This is a genomic window from Neorhizobium tomejilense (assembly GCF_964254135.1).
GTDB classification, from domain to species: domain Bacteria; phylum Pseudomonadota; class Alphaproteobacteria; order Rhizobiales; family Rhizobiaceae; genus Neorhizobium; species Neorhizobium tomejilense.
The window spans coordinates 4,112,709-4,137,670 of record NZ_CAXUSO020000001.1; the positions used below are offsets into that span (position 1 = coordinate 4,112,709).

The window sequence follows — 24,962 nt, forward strand, 5'->3', positions numbered from 1 at the left end:
TATTTATGATTCGGGCAGTTCTATTCCAGCCCGGCGACACCAATCGCGCAAGGGGGTGAGTACATCGTGGCTCAGCGCCGTCGCGAGATGGCGGAGCGTCCGCGGCATGTGCTTCAGATAGCCCGGCTTGCCATCCCGCTGCAAGAGCCTCACCCAAAGGCCGGCGAGTTTGCAGTTGCGCTGCGCCGCCATGATCGCCCAGGCCTTCAGGAACGTCGGCTCGTCGAAGGCTCCGAGTGCGCGGCGGAGCGTCACGTAATCCAGCATCAACTGGTCGGCCAGCGCCTTTGGGATATCCACCCGCGCGTCCTGGACGATCGAGGCCAGGTCATAGGCAGTCGGGCCGATCATCGCATCCTGAAAGTCGATCAGGCCGACGCGCCGGACACCCGATTCATGCGGCCGCCAGATGATATTGGGCGAATGAAAATCGCGCAGCAGCAGGTTCTTCTCGACGCCGTCGAGTTCGCGGATGAGGTTGTCCCAGATCGCCAGATATTCCTGGCGTTCCTCGTCGGTCGCCGCCGTGCCGCGTTTCCACGGTAGGTGCCAGTCGATCAGAAGCCGGGCTTCCATCTTCATCGCGGTCGGATCGAAGTCGGGAATGTGGTGGATATGGCCGTCCCCGACCGGCAGGTCCTGGCGCATCTCATGGCTGTGCAGGAAGGCTAGGCACACGACGCTTTCGCGGTAGCGTTCCTCGATGGGATTGCCGTCTTCGTCGACGGCCCCCTCTTCGCCGAGATTTTCGATCAGCAGGATGCCCTGGTCGTAATCCACGTGCAGCACTTCCGGCGCCGCCAGGCCCAGTTCGCGCAGGTATTCGTCGATCGCCACGAAGGGATAAGGGTCTTCGGCCAGATGCGCGACCTTGGGATAGGGCTTGCCGTCGAGAACCGGCGGCCCTTGCGCCGGGCGCGGCCAGTCCATCAGGATCAGCGTTTCGCCGTTTGCGATCGTCACGCTCTCATAGGCGCGCGTCGAAGCGTCTCCAGTGAGGAACCGCCGCCGGGCGCCGGAGTAACCATGGCTGTCGAGAAATTCCCGGATCGCCAGCACACGGCGGATACGCTGCATCTGCGTGTCCGGGGCTGTGATCGTCGCCGTCCGGCCGCTGCCGCTCTGTTCGAGCCTGAGCTGGATGCGGGCCTGCGGCAGCAGGTCGTCGGCGACCTCGGGCCATTCCACCAGGCAGATGCCGTTGGAAAGCGCCTCGTCGAAACCAAGTTCGTCGAGTTCCGAGGAATCCCCAAGCCGATAGAGATCGAAATGCGCCACCGGAATGCGCAGCTCGTAACTCTGCACCAGGGTGAAGGTCGGGCTCGGCACTTCCAGCTCGTCTTCATCAGCCAGCGCGCGCAAAAAGGCCCGGGCGAAGGTGGATTTGCCGGCGCCGAGATCGCCGGAAAGGGCGATCCAGTCGCCCTTCTTCAGCGCCAGCGCCATATCCTCGCCGAGGCGGATCGTTTCGGCCTCGTCGGCAAGCGTCAGGGTAAGGGCCGTCTCACCACTCATTCGGCGGCGACGGACCGCGCCGTCGTGCCGCTCGGAATGCGGCACGTAACCGTGGTTCCCTGACCGGGCTTGCTGTCGATCGCGACATCGCCGTGATGCAGTGTCACGAAGCTCTCGACGATCGAAAGGCCGAGGCCCGCGCCCGAGCGTTTGCCGCCCTTGGCATTGGCCGAGAAGCGGTCGAACACTGTTTTCAGGATATCTTCCGGAATGCCTGGGCCTTTGTCGGTCACCGAGAAGAACACGTCGCTATGGGTGCGCCAGCAGTTGAGCGTGATGGCTGAGCCGTCCGGCGCAAAGTTGGTGGCATTGGTGAGCAGCTTGATGAGGATCTGCTTCAGCCGCTGCTGGTCGGCGACGATGGTGCCGAGACCGGCCGGCGCGGTGATCGCCAGCGTCACGCCGTTTTCGTGCAGCCGGTCGGCGATCTGCATGGCCACGTCGTCGAGCAGGTCGTCGATCGCCATTTCGGAATAGTTGAGCTGCATGATCCCGGCATCGACGGTCGCCAGATCGAGGATGTCGTTGACGATCGTCAGGAGAACCGACGACGACGTCGAGATATGATCGATATATTCCGACTGCCGCTCGTTCAACGGGCCGATGCCCGGCGTCTTCAGCAGATCGGTGAAGCCGATGATGTTGGTCAACGGCGAGCGCAGTTCGTAAGAGACGTGCTGGACGAAATCGTTCTTGAGCTCGTCGGCCTTCTGCAGTGCCTCGTTCTTTTCCTTGAGCGCCCGTTCCGCCCTGGCACTCGCCGTCATGTCGACGAAGGTGAGCATCGTCTGGGCGTTCGGCAGCGGCGTCACGGCATAGTCGAGGATCAGGCCGGAATAAAGCTCGAACGTACCCTGCAGCGAGGGGCGCTCGTCGTCGAAATTGGTCAGCATCTGGCCGAAGCGGCGCCAGCCATCCTGCCTGTCGTAGGATGGCGCGCAGGCGGTCTCGATCGCCTTGATATGCGTGCCCGGCTTGGATTCTTCGGCGGTGATGCCCCAGAGCGCCCGGAAGGCGGGGTTGGACAGGCGGATGCGCCCGTCCGGCCCGAAGACGGCGACGCCTTCGGACAGATGGTCGATGGTTTCGCCCTGAACCTGGACCAGCGTATTGTAACGGGTCTCGAGATCCACCTGTTCGGTAAGGTTCTCGAACACCCAGGTTGCGCCGCCCTGCGGATGGGCGGTGGCGATCACGCGCAATGTCTGGCCGTTCGGCAGGTGCCAGAGGTCGGTCTGGGTGTTGGGAGATTGATAGACGGACAAGGCCGCGTCCTTCCAACTCCGCCAGCTGAGCTGCTCCGGCAGCTTGCCTTCGCTGCGCAATTTATCGAGCAGCTCGCTATTGTCCGGCCTGGAATCGAGGAAGGGCAGGGTGAACCCCCAGAGCTGCACGAAAGCCTGGTTGTAGAACTGCAGCCGGCGCTCGCCGTCGAAGATGGCGACAGGCGTTGCCAGATGGTCGAGCGTTTCGGCGTGGCTCTTCAGCGTCCGCTTCAGTTCCTCGCGCACGGCTTCCACCTCGGAAACGTCGACCGCCAAGCCTGCCGAACCGCCGGGTATGACGACGTCGACGACGTCGAACATGGTCCGGTTTCCGTGCACGACCGTGGATATCCGGTCATGGAAAGGCGAGGTGGAGGTTGCCGCCGATCTGATCTTTTCGCGTGCGATCGAGCCCAGAAATTCGCGGCCGTCCTCGAGCGCCTGCGCAGGCGTCGGAGCCTCCACGGCATCGCCATAGGCGTGGTTCACCCAGGTGAGCCTGCCCTGCGAATCGCGGCGCCAGACCGGGTGCTCGATGGCGTCGAGCAGCGAATGGAACATCATGATCGAGTTCGTCAGCCGCTCGCGCTCGATCTTGAGCTCGGCCAGTTCGGCGCGCAGGTTGTTGAGTGCGATGAAGCGGACGAAGGCCTTGCCGCCTGAAACGCGGCCCTGCACTTCCAGGATCTCGTCACGGTTGGTCTCGACGACCATGTCGAACGAGCGGGCTTCGACCCGCAGCAGTTCGACGGATTTGTCCAGTTCGCTGGCCGAACTGCCGCGCATCCAGCGGCCGAAGGCGAGAAATTCGCGGTCCTGCTGCGGTGCGCCGGTTTCCGCCGGCAGCTGGCCGAGGAATTCAGGTTTCGAGGAACCGCTTTCCCACACGACGATCCGGCGGTTCTTGTCGGCGATCAGGGCTTCGAACTTGGAAATCCGCTGCTGCGCATCCGAAAGGGCGCTGCGCATTTCCTGTGTTTCAGCTTCCATGTTGCCGCGCTGACGCACCAGCCAGATGGCGGAAAACAGGGCGGCACCAAGCGCGCCCATCACCAGCGATGAAACGATGACTTCCGTCGAGGAAAACAGGCGGACGGCTGAATCGCCCGACTGCTGCGCAAGCGCTGCGGTCGCGAGCCCTGAAAGGGCGGTGCCCGAAAGGAAAGCGCTGCCGAACAGCGCCAGGCGGCGAAGTCTTCCAACGGTCGCATTATCGTCCGGTGTCCCCGAAACGAAACGCAAAGCCGGAGCGTCCGCTCCGCCGCAAAGGGGATCGGCCCGTTCTGACGAGCTCATTTTTTTTACCGACATATCCGGTCTGTCTCCGTCCAATTGCCGCTCATCGACAAGACATACCACTCCGTGCCTTGCCCGTAGCCGGACGGCTCCCAATCACATGGTGGGAGCGCGACGATGGTCGAAAACCGCTGGCGGCTTCCGGCATCACGCTCCAGGGAAGGCGCGAATCAAGTTCTAAAACAATACTTGCTTAGGGAATCGCCGGGAAGGGATGCGCCCAAAAAAGAAACCGCGACCTTTGTCAAGGCCGCGGCTACCATATCTTGTGGATTGACCGGCTATTGATTAGTACCGGTAGTGTTCAGCCTTGAACGGGCCCGTCTGCGAGACGCCGATATAGGCTGCCTGCTCGTCGGAGAGTTCCGTCAGCTTCACGCCGAGCTTGGCGAGATGCAGGCGAGCGACCTTTTCGTCGAGGTGCTTCGGCAGGATGTAGACGTCGTTCTTGTACTCGCCCTGCTTGGTGAAGAGTTCGATCTGGGCGAGCGTCTGGTTGGTGAACGATGCCGACATCACGAAGGAGGGATGGCCGGTGGCGTTGCCGAGGTTGAGCAGGCGGCCTTCCGACAGAAGGATGATGCGGTTGCCCTTCGGGAACTCGATCATGTCGACCTGCGGCTTGACGTTGGTCCACTTGAGGTTCTTGAGCGCGGCGACCTGGATTTCGTTGTCGAAGTGGCCGATATTGCCGACGATCGCCATATCCTTCATCGCGCGCATGTGGTCGATGCGGATGACGTCCTTGTTGCCGGTCGTGGTGATGAAGATGTCGGCACTGTCGACGACGTCTTCGAGGACGACGACTTCAAAGCCGTCCATGGCGGCCTGCAGGGCGCAGATCGGATCGACTTCGGTGACCTTGACGCGGGCGCCGGCGCCGGCAAGCGACGCGGCCGAACCCTTGCCCACGTCGCCGTAACCGCAGACGACGGCAACCTTGCCGGCCATCATCACGTCGGTGCCGCGGCGGATGCCGTCGACCAGCGATTCCTTGCAGCCGTATTTGTTGTCGAACTTCGACTTGGTGACCGAATCGTTGACGTTGATCGCCGGGAAGGGCAGCAGGCCCTTCTTGGACAGTTCGTAAAGGCGGTGCACGCCCGTCGTGGTTTCTTCGGTAACGCCCTTGATCGCGTCGCGCTGCTTGGTGAACCAGCCCGGCGATGCCTTGAGGCGCTTCTTGATCTGCGCGATGAGAATCTCTTCTTCTTCCGAGGTCGGGTTCGAAAGAACGTCCTCGCCGGCTTCGGCGCGGGCGCCGGTGAGGATGTACATGGTGGCGTCGCCGCCGTCATCGAGGATCATGTTGGTGAGACCGCCATCGGCCCACTGGAAGATCTTGTCGGTATAATCCCAATATTCTGTCAGGGATTCGCCCTTGACGGCGAAGACCGGAATGCCGGCGGCAGCGATTGCCGCAGCAGCATGGTCCTGGGTCGAGAAGATGTTGCAGGACGCCCAGCGGATTTCCGCGCCGAGTTCCTGAAGGGTCTCGATCAGAACGGCCGTCTGGATGGTCATGTGGAGCGAGCCGGAGATACGGGCGCCCTTCAGCGGCTTGGTGGTGCCGAATTCTTCGCGGCACGACATCAGGCCCGGCATTTCGGTCTCTGCGATGTCGAGCTCCTTGCGGCCGTAGGCGGCAAGATTGATATCCGCGACGACGTAATCCTTCTCAGTGCTCATAAAGCTCTCCATGTTCGGTGGTGCTCTTTCCGGCGGGGTACCGCCGGACGTGGCAAGACCCGCTTTGGCCAAGCGGAAACTGGCCAGCGGTTTAGCAGGCTTCCGGCAAGCTGGCAACGGGATATAAAGAAGTCTTTATATGTTTATGTCAGTGAAAGGTTAAGCCGCGGGCGCGTCAGGCTTCTTCGCCGAACTTGTTGGCGACGAGCTGTTCCAGCGCGTTCAACGCTTCCTCGGCCTGATGGCCTTCCGCTGAGACCTCGATCGAGCATCCCGTGCTGGCGGCGAGCATCATCAGGCCCATGATCGATGTACCGCCGACGGTCGTTCCGTCTTTGGAAACGGTAATCCGCGCATCGAAGGTTTCCACCATCTGCACGAATTTGGCGGAGGCGCGCGCATGCAGTCCACGCTTGTTGACGATCAGGAATTCACGGGAAGAGGGGGATGACATCCGGTCTGGGTTCTCATTTGCCGCTGAGGACGCGGCTTGCGACATTGATGTATTTGCGGCCGGCTTCGGAGGCTTCGGCGAGCGCCTTGTCCATGTTGTTGTCGCTGCGCACGCCGGCTAGCTTGATCAGCATCGGTAGGTTCATGCCGGCAATCACTTCGATCCTGCCGCTTTCCATGACGGAAATGGAAAGATTGGAGGGCGTGCCGCCGAACATGTCCGTCAGGATGATGACGCCATGGCCTTCGTCGGCATTGGTGACGGCATCGACGATATCCTGCCGCCGCTGATCCATGTCGTCCTCGGGACCGATCGATACGGTTTCGATGAATTTCTGAGGCCCGACGACATGCTCCACCGCATGACGAAATTCCTCAGCCAGCTTGCCATGGGTGACAAGCACTAGTCCGATCATGAAAACTGCCCCCTGCTATGGAAACTCGGCGCCAATATCGCATTGCAATAAGGCGGTCCAGCGGTGGGATGCCATCTTCTCCAAGTAGACTCGAAGTTCAAGTTAAAAAATCAGGCTTCAGGATGATCGAAACGGCATCTCGGCGTGAAAATCAGACGCGAACGCCACCAGAACCGCCAAAGGGTCCGGTGCACCGCGCCATATCCGGACAAGCGGAAGGTCGCCGAGATCGGGGATCCGGAAGCGTTCGTTTTCCGGCGGAAGTCTTTCATCTTCGGGAAGGGAGATGATCTCGACCGCAAGGTCCAGCGCCGCGGCGGAGAGACTTTCAACACGGGCGATGCCGCTGCCGCGCAGTTCGATGAGGCCGGCGATCGGTTCCGGCTGGGTGGCGAGCAGATGATCGCCGTGGCGCGAGACGAGCACCTGATCGTCGGCCACCAGGGCCGCGAAAGCGCCCTGGCGCCGGGCCGCGGCGATACAGGTAAAGGCGAGCATGGATTTGCCGCTGCCGGACGGGCCGGTGAAGAGGAGACCCTTGGTGCCGATGACGATCGCGGTCGCATGGATATTGACCGGCGTCGTGCTCATTGGTCTTCGCCGCCCGGCAGCGACAGCGTGAAGCGCGCCCCCGTCACAGCATCCGTCTTGGCGTCGTGCACGTTTTCCGCCTTCAGCGAGCCGCCATGGGCCTCGGCGATCTGCCGGCTGATAGACAGGCCGAGACCGGAATTCTGGCCGAAACTCTCGCCGTCCGGCCGGTCCGTGTAGAAGCGTTCGAAGATGCGGTCGATGTCCTCCGCCTGGATGCCTGGACCGTTGTCCTCCACCGTCACGATTACGCGATCCCTGGTGTGGGAGAGCCGGATGGTGATGCGGCCGCCCTTCTCAGGCACGAAGGATCGCGCGTTCTCGATGAGGTTGGTGATGATCTGCCCGAGGCGAAGATCATGGCCGTTGACCAGGAAGGCCGACCGGTTGCCGGCCTTGTTGTCTACCGTGAGACTGATTTCCACCGGCTTGCGGCCGCTGCGGATCTGCCGCGAAATATCGACGAGATTGCCGAGCAGGTTTTCCATGTCGACGGACGTCGAATCCGAGCGGGCAAGCTCTGCGTCCAGCCGCGAAGCATCGGAAATGTCGCTGATCAGGCGGTCGAGGCGGCGCACGTCATGGAAGATGATTTCCGTCAGGCGCTGTTTCGACTCCTCCGATTTCGCCAGCGGCAGGGTCTCGACGGCGCTGCGAAGCGAGGTCAGCGGGTTCTTGAGCTCGTGGCTGACGTCGGCCGCGAAACTCTCGATGGCATCGATGCGGTCGTAGAGCGCGTTGGTCATCTCGCGAAGCGCGATCGAAAGATTGCCGATTTCGTCCTGGCGATAGGAGAAGTCCGGGATTTCCTCGCGCTGCTTGGCGCCGCGCCGCACACGGATTGCGGCTGCCGCCAGCCGCCGCAGCGGATTGGCGATGGTCGACGACAGCAGCAGCGACAAGAGGATGTTGACCAGCGTTGCGACGCCGAAGACGCGCATGATCGCCAGCCGTTCCGCATGCACGATCTTGTCGATGTCGCCGGCCTGGGTCGACAGAAGAAGCACGCCGAGTACGGCGCGGAAACGCTGGACCGGCACGGCGACGGAAACGATCAGCTCGCCGCGGTCGGTGACGCGCACGAGCGCACCCCGAACCCCGGTCAGCGCGTTCATCACCTCCGGATAGATCGAACCGTCGCCGCCCGGCGCTTCCTTGTAGACCGGCAGGTTGCCCGGCTGCAGCAGGCGGTTGATGAGGCCCGCAAACCATTCGCTCCAGGTCTGCGCTTCGTTTTCCACCGGCGGCAGGTCGAAACGCAGCACCTGTCCGCGCGAATAGAGATGGCGGGAATCGAGCAGCAGGTTCGCGTCGGCATCGAAAATCCGGGCGCGTGTGCGGGTCGGTGAAATCAGCCGCCTCAGAACCGGCGCGACGCGCTCGGGATCGATCGGAAAATCGAGATCCTCGTCGTTCGGCACCGGCGTAATGCTCTGGCCGGCCTGCAGTTCGAGGAGTTTCTGGGGGTCGATGGTGATCGAGTTGGTATCGACCGAGGCTGAGGCGGAAATCGCGCCGGCGATGATCTCGCCCTGCGTCAGCAGGCTTTCGACGCGGGCGTCGATCAGCCCCTCGCGGAACTGGTTGAGGTAGAGAATGCCGGCGACCAGCACGACCGTCGCGGCGATATTGAAGAACAGGATGCGGCGGGTGAGGCTCGAAAAGACCGCGTGGCCGAACACCCGCCGAATGAGCGTGAAGGGACGCGACCAGAACTTCCGCGGCGCGCGGCGTGTCCCAGCCTTCTCCATTCGGGCGATATTGCTGTCGAACGTTTGATCTGCCACTGCAGTCCTTCCACCGGGCCAGCTTAGCGCTGGTCCGGCCGTGGCCTCAAGTTAACCTTTCGCAAGGGTCAAGCCGACTCGCGGAATCGATAACCCACGCCATAAAGCGTTTCGATCATATCGAAGTCGTTGTCGACCATCTTGAACTTCTTGCGCAGCCGCTTGATGTGGCTGTCGATGGTGCGATCGTCCACATAGACCTGCTCGTCATAGGCGGCGTCCATCAGCGCATCGCGGCTTTTGACGACGCCGGGCCGCTGGGCCAGGGAATGCAGGATCAGGAACTCGGTCACCGTCAGCGTCACCGGCTCGCCTTTCCAGGTGCAGGTATGGCGCTCCTGGTCCATGGCAAGCTGGCCGCGTTCGAGGGTGCGGGCTGCCTGCTGATCGGCTGCCATCTTGGCCCCGGCACCGCCGGCGGCTTGTGCCTCGCGGCTGCCGGCCCGTCGCAGGATCGCCTTGACGCGCTCCACCAGAAGACGCTGCGAGAATGGCTTGGTGATGAAGTCGTCGGCGCCCATCTTCAGCCCGAACAGTTCGTCGATCTCTTCATCCTTGGAGGTGAGGAAGATCACCGGCAGGTCGGACTTCTGCCGCAGGCGGCGCAGAAGCTCCATGCCGTCCATGCGCGGCATCTTGATATCGAAGATCGCCAACTGCGGAGGGCGGGCGATCAGCCCGTCGAGCGCGGAAGCGCCATCCGTATAGGTCTCGACCTTGTATCCTTCTGCCTCGAGTGCAATCGACACCGACGTCAGGATATTGCGGTCGTCGTCTACGAGCGCGATTGTCTGCATGCTCTCCATCTCCGTCATCATCTATGCGCATCTCCTGGAAATCACCCCAGCCAGGCGGCATCAGCCGACGCGCTTCTTGAGTATAAAGGTGGAACAAATTGTGGCAAAGATAAAGGGGCCGCTGACGATCGTGCGTTTTGGCAATGGAGTTTAAGATAGCGCGGATGCGGATTGAAACCTTTATTAAACCGATTTAAAGAGGAATAAAATTTTTTAAATCGATTAAATAATTGATATTATTAAAGAATTTGCAAAGGACCTCTTGCCCTTTTAGAAATCTGTCATTAATTTCGCGTCAGTCCCCACGGCAAGCTGAAGGAGTGCGCGCATGGAGGAGTTTGGACTTCACAACCCGTCCAAGGGTTTAGCGGCGATCGGTCTCGGCGGTGTATCGCGTGTTTATTACAATTCGTCCGAGGTTGAACTCTACGAAGAAGCAATCCGCCGCGGTGAAGCCGATCTGACGATCGACGGCGCCCTCCGCGCCGTTACCGGCCAGCACACCGGCCGCTCCCCCAAGGACAAGTTCATCGTCCGCGATGCCGGCACCGAGAAGCGTGTCTGGTGGGGCAGCGACAACAAGCCCATGAAGCCTGAACACTTCGACGTCCTGAAGCAGGACATGCTCGCCCATGCGGCCGGCAAGACGCTGTTCGTCCAGGATCTGGTCGGCGGCGCCGATGCCGAATATGCGCTTCCGACCCGCGTCGTCAGCGAATTCGCCTGGCACGCCCTCTTCATCCGCAATCTTCTGATTCGTCCGGATCGCGCCACGCTCGAAAGCTTCGAAGAAAAGCTGACGATCATCAACCTGCCGAGCTTCAAGGCGGATCCCGCCCGCCACGGCTGCCGCACCGAGACCGTGATCGCCTGCGATTTCACCAATGGCCTCATCCTGGTCGGCGGCACCTCCTATGCTGGCGAAAACAAGAAGTCGGTCTTCTCCGTGCTCAACTACTTCCTGCCGGAACAAGGCGTCATGCCGATGCACTGCTCGGCCAATGTCGGCCCGGACGGCGATACCGCGGTGTTCTTCGGCCTGTCCGGCACCGGCAAGACCACGCTGTCGGCCGATCCGAACCGCACTCTCATCGGCGACGACGAGCATGGCTGGGGTGAAAACGGCGTCTTCAATTTCGAAGGCGGCTGCTATGCCAAGGCCATCAATCTTTCGGCCGAAGCCGAGCCGGAAATCTATGCGGCGACCCGCCGTTTCGGCACGGTGATCGAAAACGTCGTGCTCGACGGGAACCGGGTTCCGGATTTCAACGACGATTCGCTGACCGAGAATACCCGCAGCGCCTATCCGCTGCATTTCATCCCGAATGCATCGAAGACCGGCATGGCACCGCAGCCGAAGTCGATCATCATGCTGACCGCCGATGCCTTCGGCGTCATGCCGCCGATCGCCAAGCTGACGCCGGAACAGGCGATGTACCACTTCCTCTCCGGCTACACCGCCAAGGTCGCCGGCACGGAAAAGGGTGTCACAGAGCCGGAAGCGACGTTCTCGACCTGCTTCGGCGGCCCGTTCATGCCGCGTCATCCGGCCGAATACGGCAACCTGCTCAAGGAACTGATCGCCCGCCACGGGGTCGATTGCTGGCTCGTCAACACCGGCTGGACCGGCGGCGCTTACGGCGTCGGCCGGCGCATGCCGATCAAGGCGACCCGCGCCCTCTTGAGCGCTGCGCTCGATGGCAGCCTCAAGAATGTGGAGTTCCGGACCGACCCGAATTTCGGTTTCGCGGTGCCGGTCGCCGTTGACGGCGTCGACAATGCGATCCTCGATCCTCGCTCGACCTGGGCGGATGGTGCGGCGTTCGACGCCTATGCCAAGAAGCTCGTCTCGATGTTCATCCAGAACTTCGGGCAGTACGAAGACCACGTCGACAGCAAGGTGAGAAGCGCCGCTCCGGTCATGCTTGCCGCCGCCGAGTAATCTTTGAAGGATTCACGTGAAACCGCCGGCCCGGGATAAGACCCTGGGCCGGCGGTTTTCTTTTTGCCGGCTTTGTGGGAAAGATGCGGGCCTGCCGTATGTCGCCCGAACGTGGGTGCCGGTTCCGGACAACGGCATGCGCCCAAGAACAAAGACCAGAGACCCATGGCCAGCAATCCCCTTGTCATCAACAACCGCATCACCATCGCCGGAGGGGAACTGACGGAACAATTCGTGCTGGCGGGCGGGCCGGGCGGCCAGAACGTCAACAAGGTCTCGACGGCGGTCCAGCTTTTCTACGACATCGTGAATACGCCGTCTTTGCCGGAGCGGGTGAAGGAAAACGCCATCAAGCTCGCCGGAAAACGGGTGTCGAAGGACGGCGTGCTGATGATAGAAGCGAACCGGTTCCGCAGCCAGGATCGCAACCGGGAAGACGCACGCGAGCGGCTGAAGGAACTGATCCTCAAGGCCGCCGAACCGCCGCCGCCGCCACGCAAGAAGACCAAGCCGACCAAGGGTTCGGTGGAGCGTCGGCTGAAAGAAAAATCCGGCCGTTCGGACGTCAAGAAGATGCGCGGCCGGCCAAGCGGCGACTAACAGCGGAGATTGATCTTTGGCGACGCATGCGAATGGCATCAGGCACCTTCCCGACTATCTGGATCGACCGGCGCAGGAGCATCTGGTCGAACTGATACGAGACGTCGTGGCCGAGGCACCGCTCTACACGCCCGAAATGCCCGGCACCGGCAAACCCATGTCGGTGCGCATGACCAATTGCGGCCCCCTCGGCTGGGTAACGGACAAGGACCAGGGGTATCGATACCAGTCTTTTCACCCGCTGACGAAAAAGCCCTGGCCCCCGATGCCACGGGATCTGCTCGATCTCTGGGAAAAGCTCGGCGGCTATCCGAAGCCGCCGGAAGCCTGCCTCATCAATTTCTATTCCGACGATGCCAAGATGGGCCTGCATCAGGACCGCGACGAGAACGATCTGGCCGCCCCCGTTCTCTCCGTCTCGCTAGGCAACAGCTGCCTGTTCCGGGTCGGTGGCCGCAACCGGAAGGACCCGACCGGCTCTTTCCGGCTGGCGAGTGGAGATGTCGTCGTGCTGGGCGGAGAGGGACGCCTCGCCTTTCACGGCGTCGATCGCATCTATCCGGATACGTCGACGCTGCTGAAGAACGGCGGACGCATCAACCTGACGCTCCGCCGCGTGAATAGTTGACGATTTAATTCAATAGCCGACGATCGATCGCCTACAGTTTCCGCAGTTCGACCGTTTCGACCAGATGATTGCGGCCCTTGCGCAGGATGAGGTCCGCCCGGGGCCTGGTCGGCAGAATGTTCTGGCGCAGGTTCTTCAGGTTGATGTTTTCCCACAATCCTTCGGCAACGGCGCGGGCCGCATCCGCATCGATTGCCGCGTATTTCTTGAAGAACGAGGTCGGATCGCGGAAGGCGGTCTGGCGCAGCTTCATGAAGCGCTGGACGTACCAGTTGTGGATCTGCTCCTCGTCGGCGTCGATATAGATCGAGAAGTCGAAGAAGTCCGAGACGATCGGCACGATCTTACCGTCGGCCGGCAACGCCCGTGACTGGAGGACGTTGATGCCTTCGAATATCAGGATGTCCGGCCGGTCGACCAGCGTGTATTCGTCCGGCAGAACGTCGTAGGTGAGATGCGAGTAACGCGGCGCCTTGACGTTCGGTTCGCCGGCCTTGATCGCCGACAGGAACCGCAGGATGGTGCCGATATCGTAGCTTTCCGGAAACCCCTTGCGCTCCATCAGGTTTTCACGGCTCAGCACGGCGTTGGGGTAGAGGAAACCATCGGTGGTGATCAGATCCACTTTCGGGCTCGACGGCCAGCGGGCGAGCAGTTCCTTCAGGATACGTGCGGTGGTCGATTTGCCGACCGCGACCGACCCGGCAATGCCGATGATGAAGGGCGTCTTGGTGATGTCGGAAAGGCTCAAGAAACGGTTTCGCTGCTGGAAGAGGCGTTGCGTCGCCTCCACATGCGTCGACAGCAGGCGCGACAGCGAGAGATAGATGCGCCTGACTTCATCGAGATCGATCGGGTCGTCCAGCGAACGCAGCCTCTGCACCTCGTCGGCGGTGAGCGTCAGGGGCGTGTCTGCGCGGAACTTCGCCCATTCTTCCGCACTGAAGTGGTGATAGGGCGAGTAATATTCCGCATTCGAGCCGGTCTCGAGCTCCGGCGCCTCGGCGGGCTGGGAAACGATATTCATGATGTCGGCCGGCTTGCCTTTTCTTGAAGGCCGGACTGGCCGGTCCTTCGCTGGAGTTCGTCGAGCACATCCTGCAACGGTACCGCCGCAATATTCAAGACGACTAAAAGATGATAGAGAAGATCGGCGCTTTCCGCCGTCAGATTTTTGGCGTCGTGCTTGATCGCGGCGATCACCGTTTCGACGGCTTCTTCGCCGAGCTTCTTTGCGGCCTTCTCCTGGCCGGCGGCGACCAGTTTTGCCGTCCATGACTCTTCCGGCGAGGCCTTGGCCCGCTCGGCGACGATCCGCTCGAGGTCGATCAGGGAAAATTCACTCATAACATTCTCTCCGACCGCTCAATCGAGCCGCATGGCGATGCCGTGCTCTGCCATATAGTGCTTTGCCTGACCGACCGTATAGGTCCCGAAGTGGAAAATCGACGCGGCCAGCACTGCCGTTGCGTGGCCCTGTTTGATGCCGGCGACCATGTCGTCCAGGTTTCCGACTCCGCCCGACGCGATAACCGGTGCCCTGACGCTGTCGGCGATCATCCGCGTCAGCTCCAGATCGTAGCCGCTCTTGGTGCCGTCCCGGTCCATGGAGGTGACGAGCAGCTCGCCGGCGCCGCGCTCGACCATCTTGACGGCGAACTCGACGGCATCGATGCCGGTCGCGTTGCGGCCGCCATGCGTGTAGATCTCCCAGGCGCTCAGATTGTCGCCACCGATCGCCTGGCTGCGCCGCCGCTTGGCGTCGATCGACACGACGATGCACTGGTTGCCGAACTTGTCGGCGGCCTCAGCCACGAAGTCCGGATTGTTGACCGCTGCCGAGTTGATCGCCACCTTGTCGGCGCCGGCCAGCAGCAGCTTGCGGATGTCCCCGACGGCACGCACCCCGCCGCCGACGGTGAGCGGCATGAAGCAATGGTCGGCGGTACGGGCGACGACGTCGAAAATCGTCTCGCGATTGTCGGAGGAGGCGGTGATGTCGAGGAAGCAGAGTTCGTCGGCACCGGCAGCGTCATAGGCTTTTGCAGCCTCGACGGGATCGCCGGCATCGATGAGATCGACGAAGTTGACGCCTTTCACGACGCGGCCGTCCTTGACGTCAAGGCAGGGGATGACGCGGGCTTTGAGGGTCATGCGGCACGTCCTTGTCTGGAGCGGATCAGGGCCAGCGCTTCGTGGGGATCGATGCGGCCGTCATACAGCGCACGGCCGGAAATCGCGCCTTCGAGCCGGGCCGCATCCGGCTCCAGCATGCGGCTGATGTCGTCGAGCGAGGCAAGTCCTCCCGATGCGATGACCGGAATGGAAACGGCATCTGCGAGTTCCAGCGTCGAGGCCCAGTTGATGCCGGCCAGAATGCCGTCGCGGTCGATGTCGGTATAGATAATCGCCGAAACGCCGGCGCCTTCGAATTTCTTCGCCAGCTCGATCACGCCCAGCTCGGACGCTTCCGCCCAGCCCTCGACCGCCACCTTGCCGCCCTTGGCGTCGATGCCGACGGCGACCTTGCCGGGAAACTGCTTGCAGGCCTCGATGACCAGAGCCGGATCGCGCACCGCGACCGTGCCGAGGATGACGCGGGCAAGCCCGCGCGCCAGCCAGTTTTCGATATGGTCGAGCGTGCGGATGCCGCCGCCGAGCTGCACGGGGTTCTTCGTGGCCTTGAGGATGGCGTCGACGGCAGTGCCGTTGACGCTCGTCCCCGCGAAGGCGCCGTTCAGGTCGACCACATGCAGCCACTCGAACCCCTGGTCCTCGAAGGCCTTGGCCTGGGCTGCGGGATCGGGATTGTAGACGGTGGCCTGGTCCATGTCGCCGAGCTTGAGGCGCACGCACTGGCCGTCCTTTAGGTCGATTGCAGGAAAGAGGATCATGTCTTCGGTCCTTGAGAGTTCGCGCGAGCTCAGGGCTTCCAGCGCAGGAAATTGGAGATGAGGGCAAGCCCTAGCGTCTGGCTTTTCTCAGGGTGAAACTGGGAGCCCGCCACATTGTCGCGGCCGACGAAAGCGGTCATCGAACCGCCGTACTCGGTGGTCGCGATCACGTCGCTGCGGTGCTTGGCCGCCAGATGGTAGGAATGCACGAAATAGGCGTGCAAGCCGTCCGGTCCGGTCGGGATGCCGTCAAACAGCGGGTGGGGGTGATGGATATCGAGCGTGTTCCAGCCGATCTGCGGGATCTTGAGGTTGGGATCGCTCGGGGTCATCTCGACGACATCGCCTTCGATCCAACCGAAGCCGTCGGTGGTCGTCTTTTCAAGCCCCCGCGACGACATCAGCTGCATGCCGACGCAGATGCCGAGGAAGGGGCGGCCCTTGTGCTCGACGACGTCGAGGATGGCTTCCCGCATGCCCGGCACGGCGGCGAGGCCGGCGCTGCAGTCCGCATAGGCGCCGACACCCGGCAGCACGATACGGTCGGCGCTGGCAACGGCCTCGGCCTTGTCGGTCAGATCGATGACCGCGTCGATTCCGGCTTCCCGGGCGGCTCGTTCAAAGGCCTTGGTCGCGGAACGGAGGTTGCCGGACCCGTAGTCGATGATTGCGACGCGCATCAGCGTCCTCCATGTTCGAAAAGGCCCATGTGTGGGGCCTGCCATCCGGCGGCGGGCGGCTTTGCCTGCTTTGCCCACTCGGCCGAGACCGGCATTGGTTGTTGTTCCGGCTGCGGCAGGCCAGAGAAGTAGATATCTTCGGCCGTACGCAGATCGTGGGCGGAGATCACCGTTTCCAGTGTCCAGCCGCGGCGGATCAGCGCTTCGGAGCGATAATGTCGGCCCTCGAATGCCGTGAGCAGGCTGGTGGCGAAACCAAGCAGCAGGCCGGCGGTCCAGAAACCAGGAACCTGCATCAGGATGCCGCCGCCGATCTGGACCAGCAGCACCACGATCCCGGCAATCCATAGCCCATGCCAGAACAGCCAGATCCACGGAAACAACAGCGCCAGCCAGGAAAACCCGTCCCGCAGAACGAGGGTCGACTGGAGATCCCTTTCGGGTCCGCGTCGCGGGTCATTGGGCGGTGTCAGAACGAGATAGCTTCTCAAGGATTGTCTCCTCAAGCAGTCAGACCAGCATTCCCTTGGTCGAAGGAACGCGATTGGCCTGCCGCGGGTCGATTTCAATGGCGGCGCGAAGTGTCCGTGCCACGGCTTTGAAGCAGGTCTCGGCGATATGATGGTTGTTGGCGCCGTAATGGTTCAGGACATGCAGCGTGATGCCCGCATTCTGGGCAAGCGCTTGAAAAAATTCCCGCACCAGTTCCGTATCGAACGTGCCGATCTTCGGCGCGCTGAACGCGACGTTCCAGACCAGGAACGGCCGGCCGGAAACATCGATAGCCGCCTTGGTCATCGTCTCGTCCATGGCAAGGTCGAGCGAGGCATAGCGGGCGATGCCGCGACGGTCGCCGAGCGCCTTGGAGATTGCCTGGCCGATCGCGATACCGGTGTCTTCCACGGTATGGTGGTCGTCGATATGCAGGTCGCCGGTGACCTCGATGTCCATGTCGATCAGCGAATGTCGCGAGAGCTGGTCCAGCATATGGTCGAAAAAGCCGACGCCCGTGGAAATCCTGGCCGCGCCGGTGCCGTCGAGATTGACGGAAACGGAAACGGAGGTTTCGTTGGTCTTGCGGACGATGTTGCCCACGCGTGCGGTAGTCGTCTCACCCATCTGGGTCTGCTCCATGCGATCGATCTGCGCTCCTTATCAGGCACTACGTCAAATATCCAGCAAAAGCAGGGCAGTGGCGGCGGCATAGCATCATGAGATTGCATTCGCCCTGGACCGTCTTACATAAATGTCCAACGGGGCCGAAATGCTCTGAAAACCAATGCCCGCAAGACGGGCCAACAGGTGGCTTATGACAACCATTATTACTGTTCGGAAAGGCGGCAAGGTCATCATGGCCGGCGACGGCCAGGTGAGCCTTGGCCAGACCGTGATGAAGGGCAATGCCCGCAAGGTGCGCCGCATCGGCAAGGGCGAAGTGATCGCCGGTTTCGCCGGCGCGACCGCCGATGCCTTCACGCTGCTCGACCGGCTTGAAAAGAAGCTCGAACAATATCCGGGCCAGCTGATGCGGGCCGCCGTCGAGCTTGCCAAGGACTGGCGCACGGACAAGTACCTGCGCAATCTCGAAGCGATGATGCTGGTCGCCGACAAATCGACGACACTGGCGGTTACCGGCAACGGTGACGTGCTGGAACCGGAGCACGGAACGATCGCGATCGGCTCGGGCGGCAACTATGCCTATGCCGCAGCACGCGCGATGATGGATTCGGACAAGTCGGCCGAGGAGATCGCCCGCAAGGCGCTGGATATCGCCGCCGATATCTGCGTCTACACCAACCATAACCTGGTCATCGAAACGCTGGATGCCGATGACTGACGGCGCGCCCCGCTATTCGTTTCGTGATGTCGCGGCAGAGGATTTTCCGCTGCTCGCGCAGTGGCTCGCCGAGCCGCATATCGCGAAATGGTGGGGCGGGGTCGATGAGGAACTGGCAAGCATCGAACAGTTGATGACGAGCGTCGAGACACGGCCGATGATCGTGGAACTGGACGGCAGGCCGATCGCCTATCTCCAGTACTACGATCCGCATCTTGAAGAGGACCATCCCTATCAGGATCAGCCGAAGGGCACGCTCGGCATCGATATCTCGATCGGCATCCCCGAACTTGTCGGCATCGGCCATGGCAGCGCGATCATCCGCCAGCTGGCCGCTGAGCTTTTCGAAAGGGGCGCGAGAAGGATCGTCATCGATCCGGACCCGGAAAACGCCCAGGCGATCCGCGCCTACGAGAAGGCCGGCTTCCGCTACGTCGACACCAGGACATCCATATACGGTCCGGCCCATTTCATGGCGCTGGACGCAAGCCAAGAAACGGATTTGACATGAGTAACTTTTCACCCCGGGAAATCGTCTCCGAGCTGGATCGGCACATCATCGGCCAGCACGACGCCAAGCGCGCGGTGGCGATCGCGCTGCGTAACCGCTGGCGCCGTCACCAGCTCGACGAGAGCCTGCGCGACGAAGTGATGCCCAAGAACATCCTGATGATCGGCCCGACCGGCGTCGGCAAGACGGAAATCTCGCGTCGCCTGGCGAAGCTTGCCGGCGCGCCTTTCATCAAGGTCGAAGCGACCAAATTCACCGAAGTGGGGTATGTCGGCCGCGATGTCGAGCAGATCATCCGCGATCTCGTCGAGATCGGCATCGGCCTCGTGCGCGACAAGATGCGCGCCGACGTGCAGGCGAAGGCCCATATGAGCGCCGAGGAACGGGTGCTGGACGCCTTGGTCGGTGCGACATCCTCGCCCGCTACCCGCGAAAGCTTCCGCAAGAAGCTGCGCGCCGGCGAGATGGATGACAAGGAAATCGACATCGAGGTGGCCGATAGCGGCTCCGGCATGCCCGGTTTCGAGATCCCCGGCATGCCGGGCGCCAATATAGGTGTGTTGAACCTGTCGGAAATGTTCGGCAAGGCGATGGGCGGCCGCACCAAGAAGGTCCGTACCACCGTCAAGAAATCCTATGGCGAGCTGATCCGCGACGAATCCGACAAGCTGATCGACAACGAGGTCATCCAGCGCGAGGCTGTCCGCTCCGTCGAAAACGACGGCATCGTCTTCCTCGACGAGATCGACAAGATCGCCGCCCGCGACGGCGGAATGGGCGCCGGCGTGTCCCGCGAAGGGGTGCAGCGCGACCTGCTGCCGCTGGTCGAAGGCACCACGGTCTCGACCAAATACGGACCGGTGAAGACCGACCACATCCTGTTCATTGCCTCGGGCGCCTTCCATGTCTCCAAGCCCTCCGACCTCCTACCGGAACTCCAGGGCCGCCTGCCGATCCGGGTCGAGCTGAGGCCGCTCACCAAGGAGGACTTCCGCCGCATCCTGACGGAAACCGAGGCAAGCCTTATCCGCCAGTACAAGGCGCTGATGGAAACGGAAGAGCTGACGCTCGACTTCACCGAGGATGCGATCGACGCTCTGGCGGATGTCGCAGTGCATCTCAACTCTTCGGTCGAGAATATCGGTGCCCGCCGGCTGCAGACCGTGATGGAACGGGTGCTCGACGAAATCTCGTTCAACGCCCCGGACCAGGGCGGCACGGCCGTCACGATCGATGCGGAATACGTCAAGAAGCATGTCGGCGATCTTGCCGCCGACACCGATCTGTCGCGTTATATTCTCTGAGCGGGCAATCGTGGCAGCCGGGCAACGTCCGGCTGCTCATTTGCCGGCGCTGACGGGATTTTGAACGCCCGCGTCTCGACACGGTCCTTGCGCCTCGCGTAAGGGAAGCGCGTTTTCATGGAAATATCCGGCGCTGAGTGAGTCGGTTTGGAATGGCTTTCAGCATCCCGTGCCGGAGAACGGCATAGTCTAAGTCCTGGGACACGCAAAAATCTTGAAACGCATCCTTCTGGCACTGATCCTTGTCGTCGCGACGTCTGCGGCTTCTTCCGCGCTCGGAGGCGGACTTACGATGGTTCCCGAAGGAAACCGTCACGCGGAACAGCCGAAGGTTCCCGGCGCTTCCGTACGCCGGACCCGAGCCGGCCGCACCACCTTCGATGACAAATACGAGAAAATCCGCGACCTCCTGGCCTCCGACAAGAAGCTGATTGCCAAGGTCAGGTCGACGGCCGCCGATTACGGTATCGATCCGATCCACATGATCGGCGCGATCGTCGGCGAACACACCTACAATGTCGATGCCTACGACCGGCTGCAGACCTATTACGTCAAGGCCGCCGCCTATGCTGGCAACAGTTTCCGTTTCGGCTACGGCGACGAGACCATCCAGCAGTTTCTCGATCGGCCGGAATTCAGCAAATGCGGCGATTTCGCCGATTCCTACAAGCTCTGGACCTGCCGTGAAGGCGTCTGGGAAAAGAGTTTTCGCGGCCGTTCGGTTGGCGGCACCTCGTTTCCGGACAACCGATTCAGCGCGGTCTTTTTTCAGCCGTTCTATGCCGGCCAGACTTTTGGCCTCGGCCAGGTCAATCCGCTGACGGCGCTGATGCTCTCGGACATGGTGGCCAGAACCTCCGGTTATCCGAAGCTCGACGAGAATAAAGCGGCCGCGGTCTATGATGCGATCATGGATCCGGACAAGTCGCTCGCCTATATGGCAGCCAGCATCCGCCGCTCCATCGACGACTACAAGACGATCGCCGGCATGGATATCTCCCGCAATCCCGGCATCACCGCGACGCTCTACAATACCGGCGGTTCGACGCAGCGCGCCGCGGCCTTGGCTGCCCGCGGCGGCCTGCCGGAGGAGAATTATTACGGCTGGCTGGTCAACGACAAGCTCGCCGAGTTGAAATCTCTCCTCTGACGGCTGATACTCCCTCCATAGGAAACCCCTGAGGAGGGCTGTCCATGGACATCCGCCCCGAACCCTTCGTTCCGCCGGCACCTCCGCTTCGAGATCGACTGCTGAACCCGATCGAGGTCATCTGGACTGCGCTGCGCAATCCGCTGGAGCTCTGGGGCAAGGTTTCCTACACGCTGCCCTGGTTCGAGACGAAGTTCTTCAAGGAACGGACGCTGATCGTCAATCATCCCGGGCTTATCCGGCATATCCTGGTGGACAATGTCAGCAATTACGAAATGTCGGAAATCCGCCAGCTCGTCCTTCGCCCGATCCTCCGGGACGGCCTGCTGACGGCGGAAGGCGAGGTCTGGAAACGCTGCCGCAAGGCAATGGCACCGGTTTTCACGCCAAGGCATTCCCGCGGTTTTGCCGGCCAGATGCTGAGCCAGACCGAGGAGTTCTCAAGAAAATATGCCGAGGCCGGCGCCGAGGGCTCGGTCCGCGATATTTCCGTCGACATGACGGAACTGACCTATGCCATCCTCGCCGAAACCCTGTTTTCCGGGGAGATCGCCGGGAACAAGGAGACCGTTGCCGACGATGTCGACCAGCTTCTGCATCGCATGGGCCGGATCGATCCGATGGACATGCTGCGCGCGCCGCCTTGGGTGCCACGCGTTACGCGCATCGGCGGCAGGCGGATCCTCGACAAGTTCCGGCGGGTGGTCGCCGAAACCATGCTTATGCGGCAGGAGCGGATGCGCAAACATCCGGGCGACGTGCCGCAGGATTTCCTGACGCTGTTGCTGCAGCTGGCCGGTCCCGACGGACTGACGATGGGCGAGATCGAGGACAATATCCTTACCTTCATCGGCGCGGGGCACGAGACGACGGCCCGGGCGCTGGCCTGGACGCTCTATTGCGTCGCGGAATCGCCATCGGTACGGCAGAACATGGAGGAAGAGATCGACCGTGTTCTGGCGACCGGCGCCGATCCGGTCGAATGGCTGGAACTGATGCCATGGGTGCGGGCGGCATTCGAGGAGGCATTGCGGCTCTATCCGCCGGCGCCTTCGATCAACCGCGAAGCGATCAGCGACGACAGCTGGACGAGCCCGGAAGGCAAGACGGTCAGGATCGACGCCGGCGTGACCGTGCTGGTCATGCCCTGGACGCTGCACCGCCACGAGCTTTATTGGGAAAAACCGCGGGCCTTCATGCCCGAGCGTTTTCTGCCCGAGAATCGCGGCAAGCTGAACCGGTTCCAGTATCTGCCTTTCGGCGCGGGCCCGCGCACCTGTATCGGCGCCACCTTCGCCCTGCAGGAGGCGGTGATCGCGCTTGCGGTTCTGATGGGTCGCTATCGTTTCGATGTTACGCCGGAAACCAAGGTCTGGCCGGTCCAGAAGCTGACCACCCAGCCGCGAGATGGTCTGCTTATGCGGGTCAGTCCGCGACATCAGAGGTCTCCGCTGGTGAATTGATCTTGGCGGCCTATGCGCTATTGATCCATGGACCCGATCTTCAGGATTCTCGCGTGGCCCCTTCCTTTCCTCCCGGCCCTCTTCTTCTCGGAATTGATACCGGCGGCACCTATACCGATGCGGTGCTGTTCCGCGAGGGCGAAGGCGTTATCGCCAAGGCAAAATCGCTGACGACCAGGCATGATCTGGCGGTCGGCATTGCCGGCGCGGTTGATGCGGTACTGGAAAAAAGCGCGGCTTCCGCTTCGGCTATCGGCCTCGTTTCGCTGTCGACGACGCTTGCCACCAATGCGCTGGTCGAGGGGCAGGGCGGTCGTGCCGCCCTGATCATGATCGGTTTTGCTGCGGAGGACCTGACCCGCGGCGGACTTGCGGAGGCGCTGGGAAATGATCCGGTGATCTTCCTGCCCGGAGGCCACGATGTGCACGGCAACGAAACGCCGCTCGACATGGGGGCTCTGGAGGCAGCCATGCCCGCGCTTGGCAGTACGGTGTCTTCCTTTGCCGTCGCAGGTTATTTCGCCGTCCGGAATCCGGCTCATGAAATCCGGGTCAGGGACCGTATTCGCGAGCTTTCGCATCTGCCCGTCACCTGCAGCCACGAGCTTTCGTCGAAACTCGGCGGTCCCCGCCGTGCGTTGACCACGCTTCTGAACGCCCGGCTGGTGTCGATCATCGACCGGCTGGTGGGCTCCTGCGAAGGTTTTCTGACCGCGCGCGGCATCACGGCGCCGATGATGGTGGTGCGCGGCGATGGTGCCCTGATCTCCGCCGCCGAAGCCCGGCTGCGGCCGATCGAGACCATCCTTTCCGGTCCTGCCGCAAGTCTCGTCGGTGCGCATTTCCTGACGGGGCTCGATCAGGCGGTCGTTTCCGATATCGGCGGCACGACCACGGATGTTGCGGTTCTCGATGGCGGGCGACCGAAGCTGGCGGAAGAAGGCGCCGTCGTCGGCGGTCATCGCACCATGGTCGAGGCGGTGGCGCTGCGCACCTACGGGCTCGGCGGCGATTCCGAAGTCCATATCGACGACCGCGGCCTCGACGCCCGGCTCACGCTCGGTCCGCGCCGGCTTCTGCCGCTGAGCCTTGCCGCGATGGCGCATGGCGAGATCATCCTGTCGACGCTGGAAAGGCAGCTGCGGGCCAGCCATGCCGGACGGCACGACGGGCGCTTTGCGGTGCGAACCGGCGTGCCGGATATGATGGCCCAGGGCCTGCAGCCGCCGGAACAGGCACTTTTCGCCCGCATTGGCATTGCGCCGGTTTCGCTCAATGATCTTCTGACCATGAATTCGCAAAAGGCGGTTCTCGACCGGCTGGTTGCGAGAGGGCTGGTGCATCTCTGTGGCATCACCCCATCTGATGCCCTGCACGTGCTCGGCCGCCAGAACCAATGGTGCGGAGAGGCTGCAAGTCTGGGTCTCGAACTTGCCGCCCGGCGCAAGGACGGCGCAGGGCGCGGGATCGCCGCGTCCCCGGGAGACTTGGCCGAAAAGATCGTGAGCCGGCTGACGCGCCAGTCGTCCGAGGCCGTGCTCGCGGCCTGCCTTTCCGAAGACGGCGCCGAAGCCATCGATCCCGCGGTTTCGCTTGCCGTCGACCGAGCGCTGAAACGCGTTCCCGGCATCGCCCGGTTCTCCGTCTCGCTCGATCGTCCCTTGATCGGGCTCGGCGCTTCGGCACCCGTCTATTATCCGGCGGTTGCGGATATGCTGGGCGCGCAGCCGGTCATACCGGCCGATGCCGATGTCGCAAATGCCGTCGGGGCGGTGGTCGGCCAGGTCCGTGCCAGCGTCACCATTGTCGTCACTTCCCCGGAAGAGGGGCGATTTATAGTGTCCGGCGCGGGCGAGCGCATTGCGGTCATCGGCGAAACGGAAGCACTGGCAACGGCCCGTGACCGCGCAATCGCAGCCGCGCTGGCACAGGCGAATGCGGATGGCGCCAGGGACGCCGCCGTGACCGTCTCGGAAGAACTGGATGCGCCGGAAATCGAGGGCTCGCGAAAGCTCATCGAGGCACGGATTACTGCCGTGGCTGTCGGTCGGCCGAGGATAGCTGTTTTTCAGGTCGCTTAGCCGGCCCATGCTCCTCGACGCTGGGGGTGTGGACCACCTTTAAGCTCTCTTCAAAAGGGCGTA

At 62.2% G+C, this 24,962-nt stretch carries 24 protein-coding genes; 9 read left to right on the forward strand and 15 right to left on the reverse strand.

Annotated features, from left to right (window positions below; translation table 11 throughout):
* Window positions 1–3: 3 nt before the first annotated feature.
* The 8 genes from tsaE to chvI all read right to left on the reverse strand — a co-directional run bounded on the left by tsaE (window position 4) and on the right by chvI (window position 9,809).
* Window positions 4–1,515, reverse strand: coding sequence for a tRNA (adenosine(37)-N6)-threonylcarbamoyltransferase complex ATPase subunit type 1 TsaE (tsaE, locus tag ACSQ3G_RS20230; protein WP_436111305.1), 1,512 nt, complete (start codon window positions 1,513–1,515; stop codon window positions 4–6).
* Window positions 1,512–4,091, reverse strand: a complete 2,580-nt coding sequence (locus ACSQ3G_RS20235) for a PAS domain-containing sensor histidine kinase (protein WP_436111306.1) — start codon at window positions 4,089–4,091, stop codon at window positions 1,512–1,514. The genes tsaE and ACSQ3G_RS20235 overlap by 4 nt, the downstream gene beginning before the upstream one ends.
* Before the next feature lie 273 nt (window positions 4,092–4,364).
* Entirely contained in the window at window positions 4,365–5,765 is a 1,401-nt protein-coding gene (ahcY, locus tag ACSQ3G_RS20240) for an adenosylhomocysteinase (protein WP_436111307.1), read from the reverse strand.
* A 175-nt stretch (window positions 5,766–5,940) separates the two neighbouring features.
* Window positions 5,941–6,219, reverse strand: coding sequence for an HPr family phosphocarrier protein (locus tag ACSQ3G_RS20245; protein WP_105404802.1), 279 nt, complete (start codon window positions 6,217–6,219; stop codon window positions 5,941–5,943).
* Between the two features lie 13 nt (window positions 6,220–6,232).
* Window positions 6,233–6,634 carry a PTS sugar transporter subunit IIA gene (locus ACSQ3G_RS20250; RefSeq protein ID WP_037086324.1) on the reverse strand — a complete coding sequence of 134 codons (402 nt, stop codon included), beginning with the start codon at window positions 6,632–6,634 and terminating at the stop codon, window positions 6,233–6,235.
* A gap of 117 nt (window positions 6,635–6,751) precedes the next feature.
* On the reverse strand, window positions 6,752–7,225 hold the full coding sequence (locus tag ACSQ3G_RS20255; protein WP_436111308.1) for an HPr kinase/phosphorylase: 474 nt from the start codon (window positions 7,223–7,225) through the stop codon (window positions 6,752–6,754).
* Complete coding sequence (locus tag ACSQ3G_RS20260) at window positions 7,222–8,976, reverse strand: sensor histidine kinase (RefSeq protein ID WP_436111750.1); 1,755 nt, start codon at window positions 8,974–8,976, stop codon at window positions 7,222–7,224. The genes ACSQ3G_RS20255 and ACSQ3G_RS20260 overlap by 4 nt, the downstream gene beginning before the upstream one ends.
* A 104-nt stretch (window positions 8,977–9,080) precedes the next feature.
* Complete coding sequence (chvI, locus tag ACSQ3G_RS20265) at window positions 9,081–9,809, reverse strand: two-component system response regulator ChvI (RefSeq protein WP_105404799.1); 729 nt, start codon at window positions 9,807–9,809, stop codon at window positions 9,081–9,083.
* Between the two features lie 328 nt (window positions 9,810–10,137).
* On the opposite strand from chvI, the gene ACSQ3G_RS20270 reads away from it, so the two are divergent.
* From ACSQ3G_RS20270 to ACSQ3G_RS20280, 3 genes are all read left to right on the forward strand, one after another.
* On the forward strand, window positions 10,138–11,751 hold the full coding sequence (locus ACSQ3G_RS20270) for a phosphoenolpyruvate carboxykinase (RefSeq protein WP_436111309.1): 1,614 nt from the start codon (window positions 10,138–10,140) through the stop codon (window positions 11,749–11,751).
* Window positions 11,752–11,916: 165 nt separating this feature from the next.
* Window positions 11,917–12,351, forward strand: coding sequence for an alternative ribosome rescue aminoacyl-tRNA hydrolase ArfB (gene arfB, locus ACSQ3G_RS20275; RefSeq protein ID WP_436111310.1), 435 nt, complete (start codon window positions 11,917–11,919; stop codon window positions 12,349–12,351).
* 16 nt (window positions 12,352–12,367) lie between these two features.
* Window positions 12,368–12,979, forward strand: a complete 612-nt coding sequence (locus ACSQ3G_RS20280) for an alpha-ketoglutarate-dependent dioxygenase AlkB (RefSeq protein WP_436111311.1) — start codon at window positions 12,368–12,370, stop codon at window positions 12,977–12,979.
* A gap of 31 nt (window positions 12,980–13,010) precedes the next feature.
* On the opposite strand, the gene coaA is transcribed toward ACSQ3G_RS20280, so the two are convergent.
* Genes coaA through hisB form a run of 7 tightly spaced genes read right to left on the reverse strand, consistent with a single transcriptional unit; the run spans window position 13,011 to window position 17,672 of the window.
* Window positions 13,011–14,006 (reverse strand): type I pantothenate kinase, encoded by a 996-nt coding sequence (coaA, locus tag ACSQ3G_RS20285; RefSeq protein WP_105422091.1) that lies wholly within the window; start codon window positions 14,004–14,006, stop codon window positions 13,011–13,013.
* Complete coding sequence (locus tag ACSQ3G_RS20290; RefSeq protein WP_233954815.1) at window positions 14,003–14,326, reverse strand: phosphoribosyl-ATP diphosphatase; 324 nt, start codon at window positions 14,324–14,326, stop codon at window positions 14,003–14,005. The genes coaA and ACSQ3G_RS20290 overlap by 4 nt, the downstream gene beginning before the upstream one ends.
* A gap of 18 nt (window positions 14,327–14,344) precedes the next feature.
* A complete protein-coding gene (gene hisF / locus ACSQ3G_RS20295) occupies window positions 14,345–15,133 on the reverse strand; it encodes an imidazole glycerol phosphate synthase subunit HisF (protein WP_105440002.1) in 789 nt (262 codons plus the stop codon).
* Complete coding sequence (hisA, locus tag ACSQ3G_RS20300; RefSeq protein WP_436111312.1) at window positions 15,130–15,873, reverse strand: 1-(5-phosphoribosyl)-5-[(5-phosphoribosylamino)methylideneamino]imidazole-4-carboxamide isomerase; 744 nt, start codon at window positions 15,871–15,873, stop codon at window positions 15,130–15,132. Before hisA ends, hisF begins: the two co-directional genes overlap by 4 nt.
* Window positions 15,874–15,902: 29 nt before the next feature.
* The gene (gene hisH / locus ACSQ3G_RS20305; protein ID WP_436111313.1) at window positions 15,903–16,553 is read right to left on the reverse strand and encodes an imidazole glycerol phosphate synthase subunit HisH; all 651 of its coding nucleotides are present in this window, start codon (window positions 16,551–16,553) and stop codon (window positions 15,903–15,905) included.
* Window positions 16,553–17,044 carry a DUF2628 domain-containing protein gene (locus tag ACSQ3G_RS20310; protein ID WP_436111314.1) on the reverse strand — a complete coding sequence of 164 codons (492 nt, stop codon included), beginning with the start codon at window positions 17,042–17,044 and terminating at the stop codon, window positions 16,553–16,555. Before ACSQ3G_RS20310 ends, hisH begins: the two co-directional genes overlap by 1 nt.
* A 19-nt stretch (window positions 17,045–17,063) precedes the next feature.
* Window positions 17,064–17,672: an imidazoleglycerol-phosphate dehydratase HisB gene (gene hisB / locus ACSQ3G_RS20315; RefSeq protein WP_436111315.1), complete on the reverse strand. Its 609-nt coding sequence runs from the start codon at window positions 17,670–17,672 to the stop codon at window positions 17,064–17,066.
* Window positions 17,673–17,862: 190 nt separating this feature from the next.
* Between hisB and hslV the strand changes: the two genes are divergently transcribed.
* The 6 genes from hslV to ACSQ3G_RS20345 all read left to right on the forward strand — a co-directional run bounded on the left by hslV (window position 17,863) and on the right by ACSQ3G_RS20345 (window position 24,899).
* Window positions 17,863–18,390: an ATP-dependent protease subunit HslV gene (hslV, locus tag ACSQ3G_RS20320; RefSeq protein WP_436111316.1), complete on the forward strand. Its 528-nt coding sequence runs from the start codon at window positions 17,863–17,865 to the stop codon at window positions 18,388–18,390.
* On the forward strand, window positions 18,383–18,901 hold the full coding sequence (locus ACSQ3G_RS20325) for a GNAT family N-acetyltransferase (protein ID WP_436111751.1): 519 nt from the start codon (window positions 18,383–18,385) through the stop codon (window positions 18,899–18,901). The genes hslV and ACSQ3G_RS20325 overlap by 8 nt, the downstream gene beginning before the upstream one ends.
* The gene (gene hslU / locus ACSQ3G_RS20330) at window positions 18,898–20,205 is read left to right on the forward strand and encodes an ATP-dependent protease ATPase subunit HslU (protein WP_436111317.1); all 1,308 of its coding nucleotides are present in this window, start codon (window positions 18,898–18,900) and stop codon (window positions 20,203–20,205) included. The genes ACSQ3G_RS20325 and hslU overlap by 4 nt, the downstream gene beginning before the upstream one ends.
* A gap of 214 nt (window positions 20,206–20,419) precedes the next feature.
* Window positions 20,420–21,355, forward strand: a complete 936-nt coding sequence (locus ACSQ3G_RS20335) for a DUF1402 family protein (protein WP_436111318.1) — start codon at window positions 20,420–20,422, stop codon at window positions 21,353–21,355.
* 44 nt (window positions 21,356–21,399) lie between these two features.
* A complete protein-coding gene (locus tag ACSQ3G_RS20340) occupies window positions 21,400–22,818 on the forward strand; it encodes a cytochrome P450 (protein WP_436111319.1) in 1,419 nt (472 codons plus the stop codon).
* 53 nt (window positions 22,819–22,871) lie between these two features.
* The gene (locus tag ACSQ3G_RS20345; protein WP_436111320.1) at window positions 22,872–24,899 is read left to right on the forward strand and encodes a hydantoinase/oxoprolinase N-terminal domain-containing protein; all 2,028 of its coding nucleotides are present in this window, start codon (window positions 22,872–22,874) and stop codon (window positions 24,897–24,899) included.
* The last annotated feature ends 63 nt before the right edge of the window (window positions 24,900–24,962 follow it).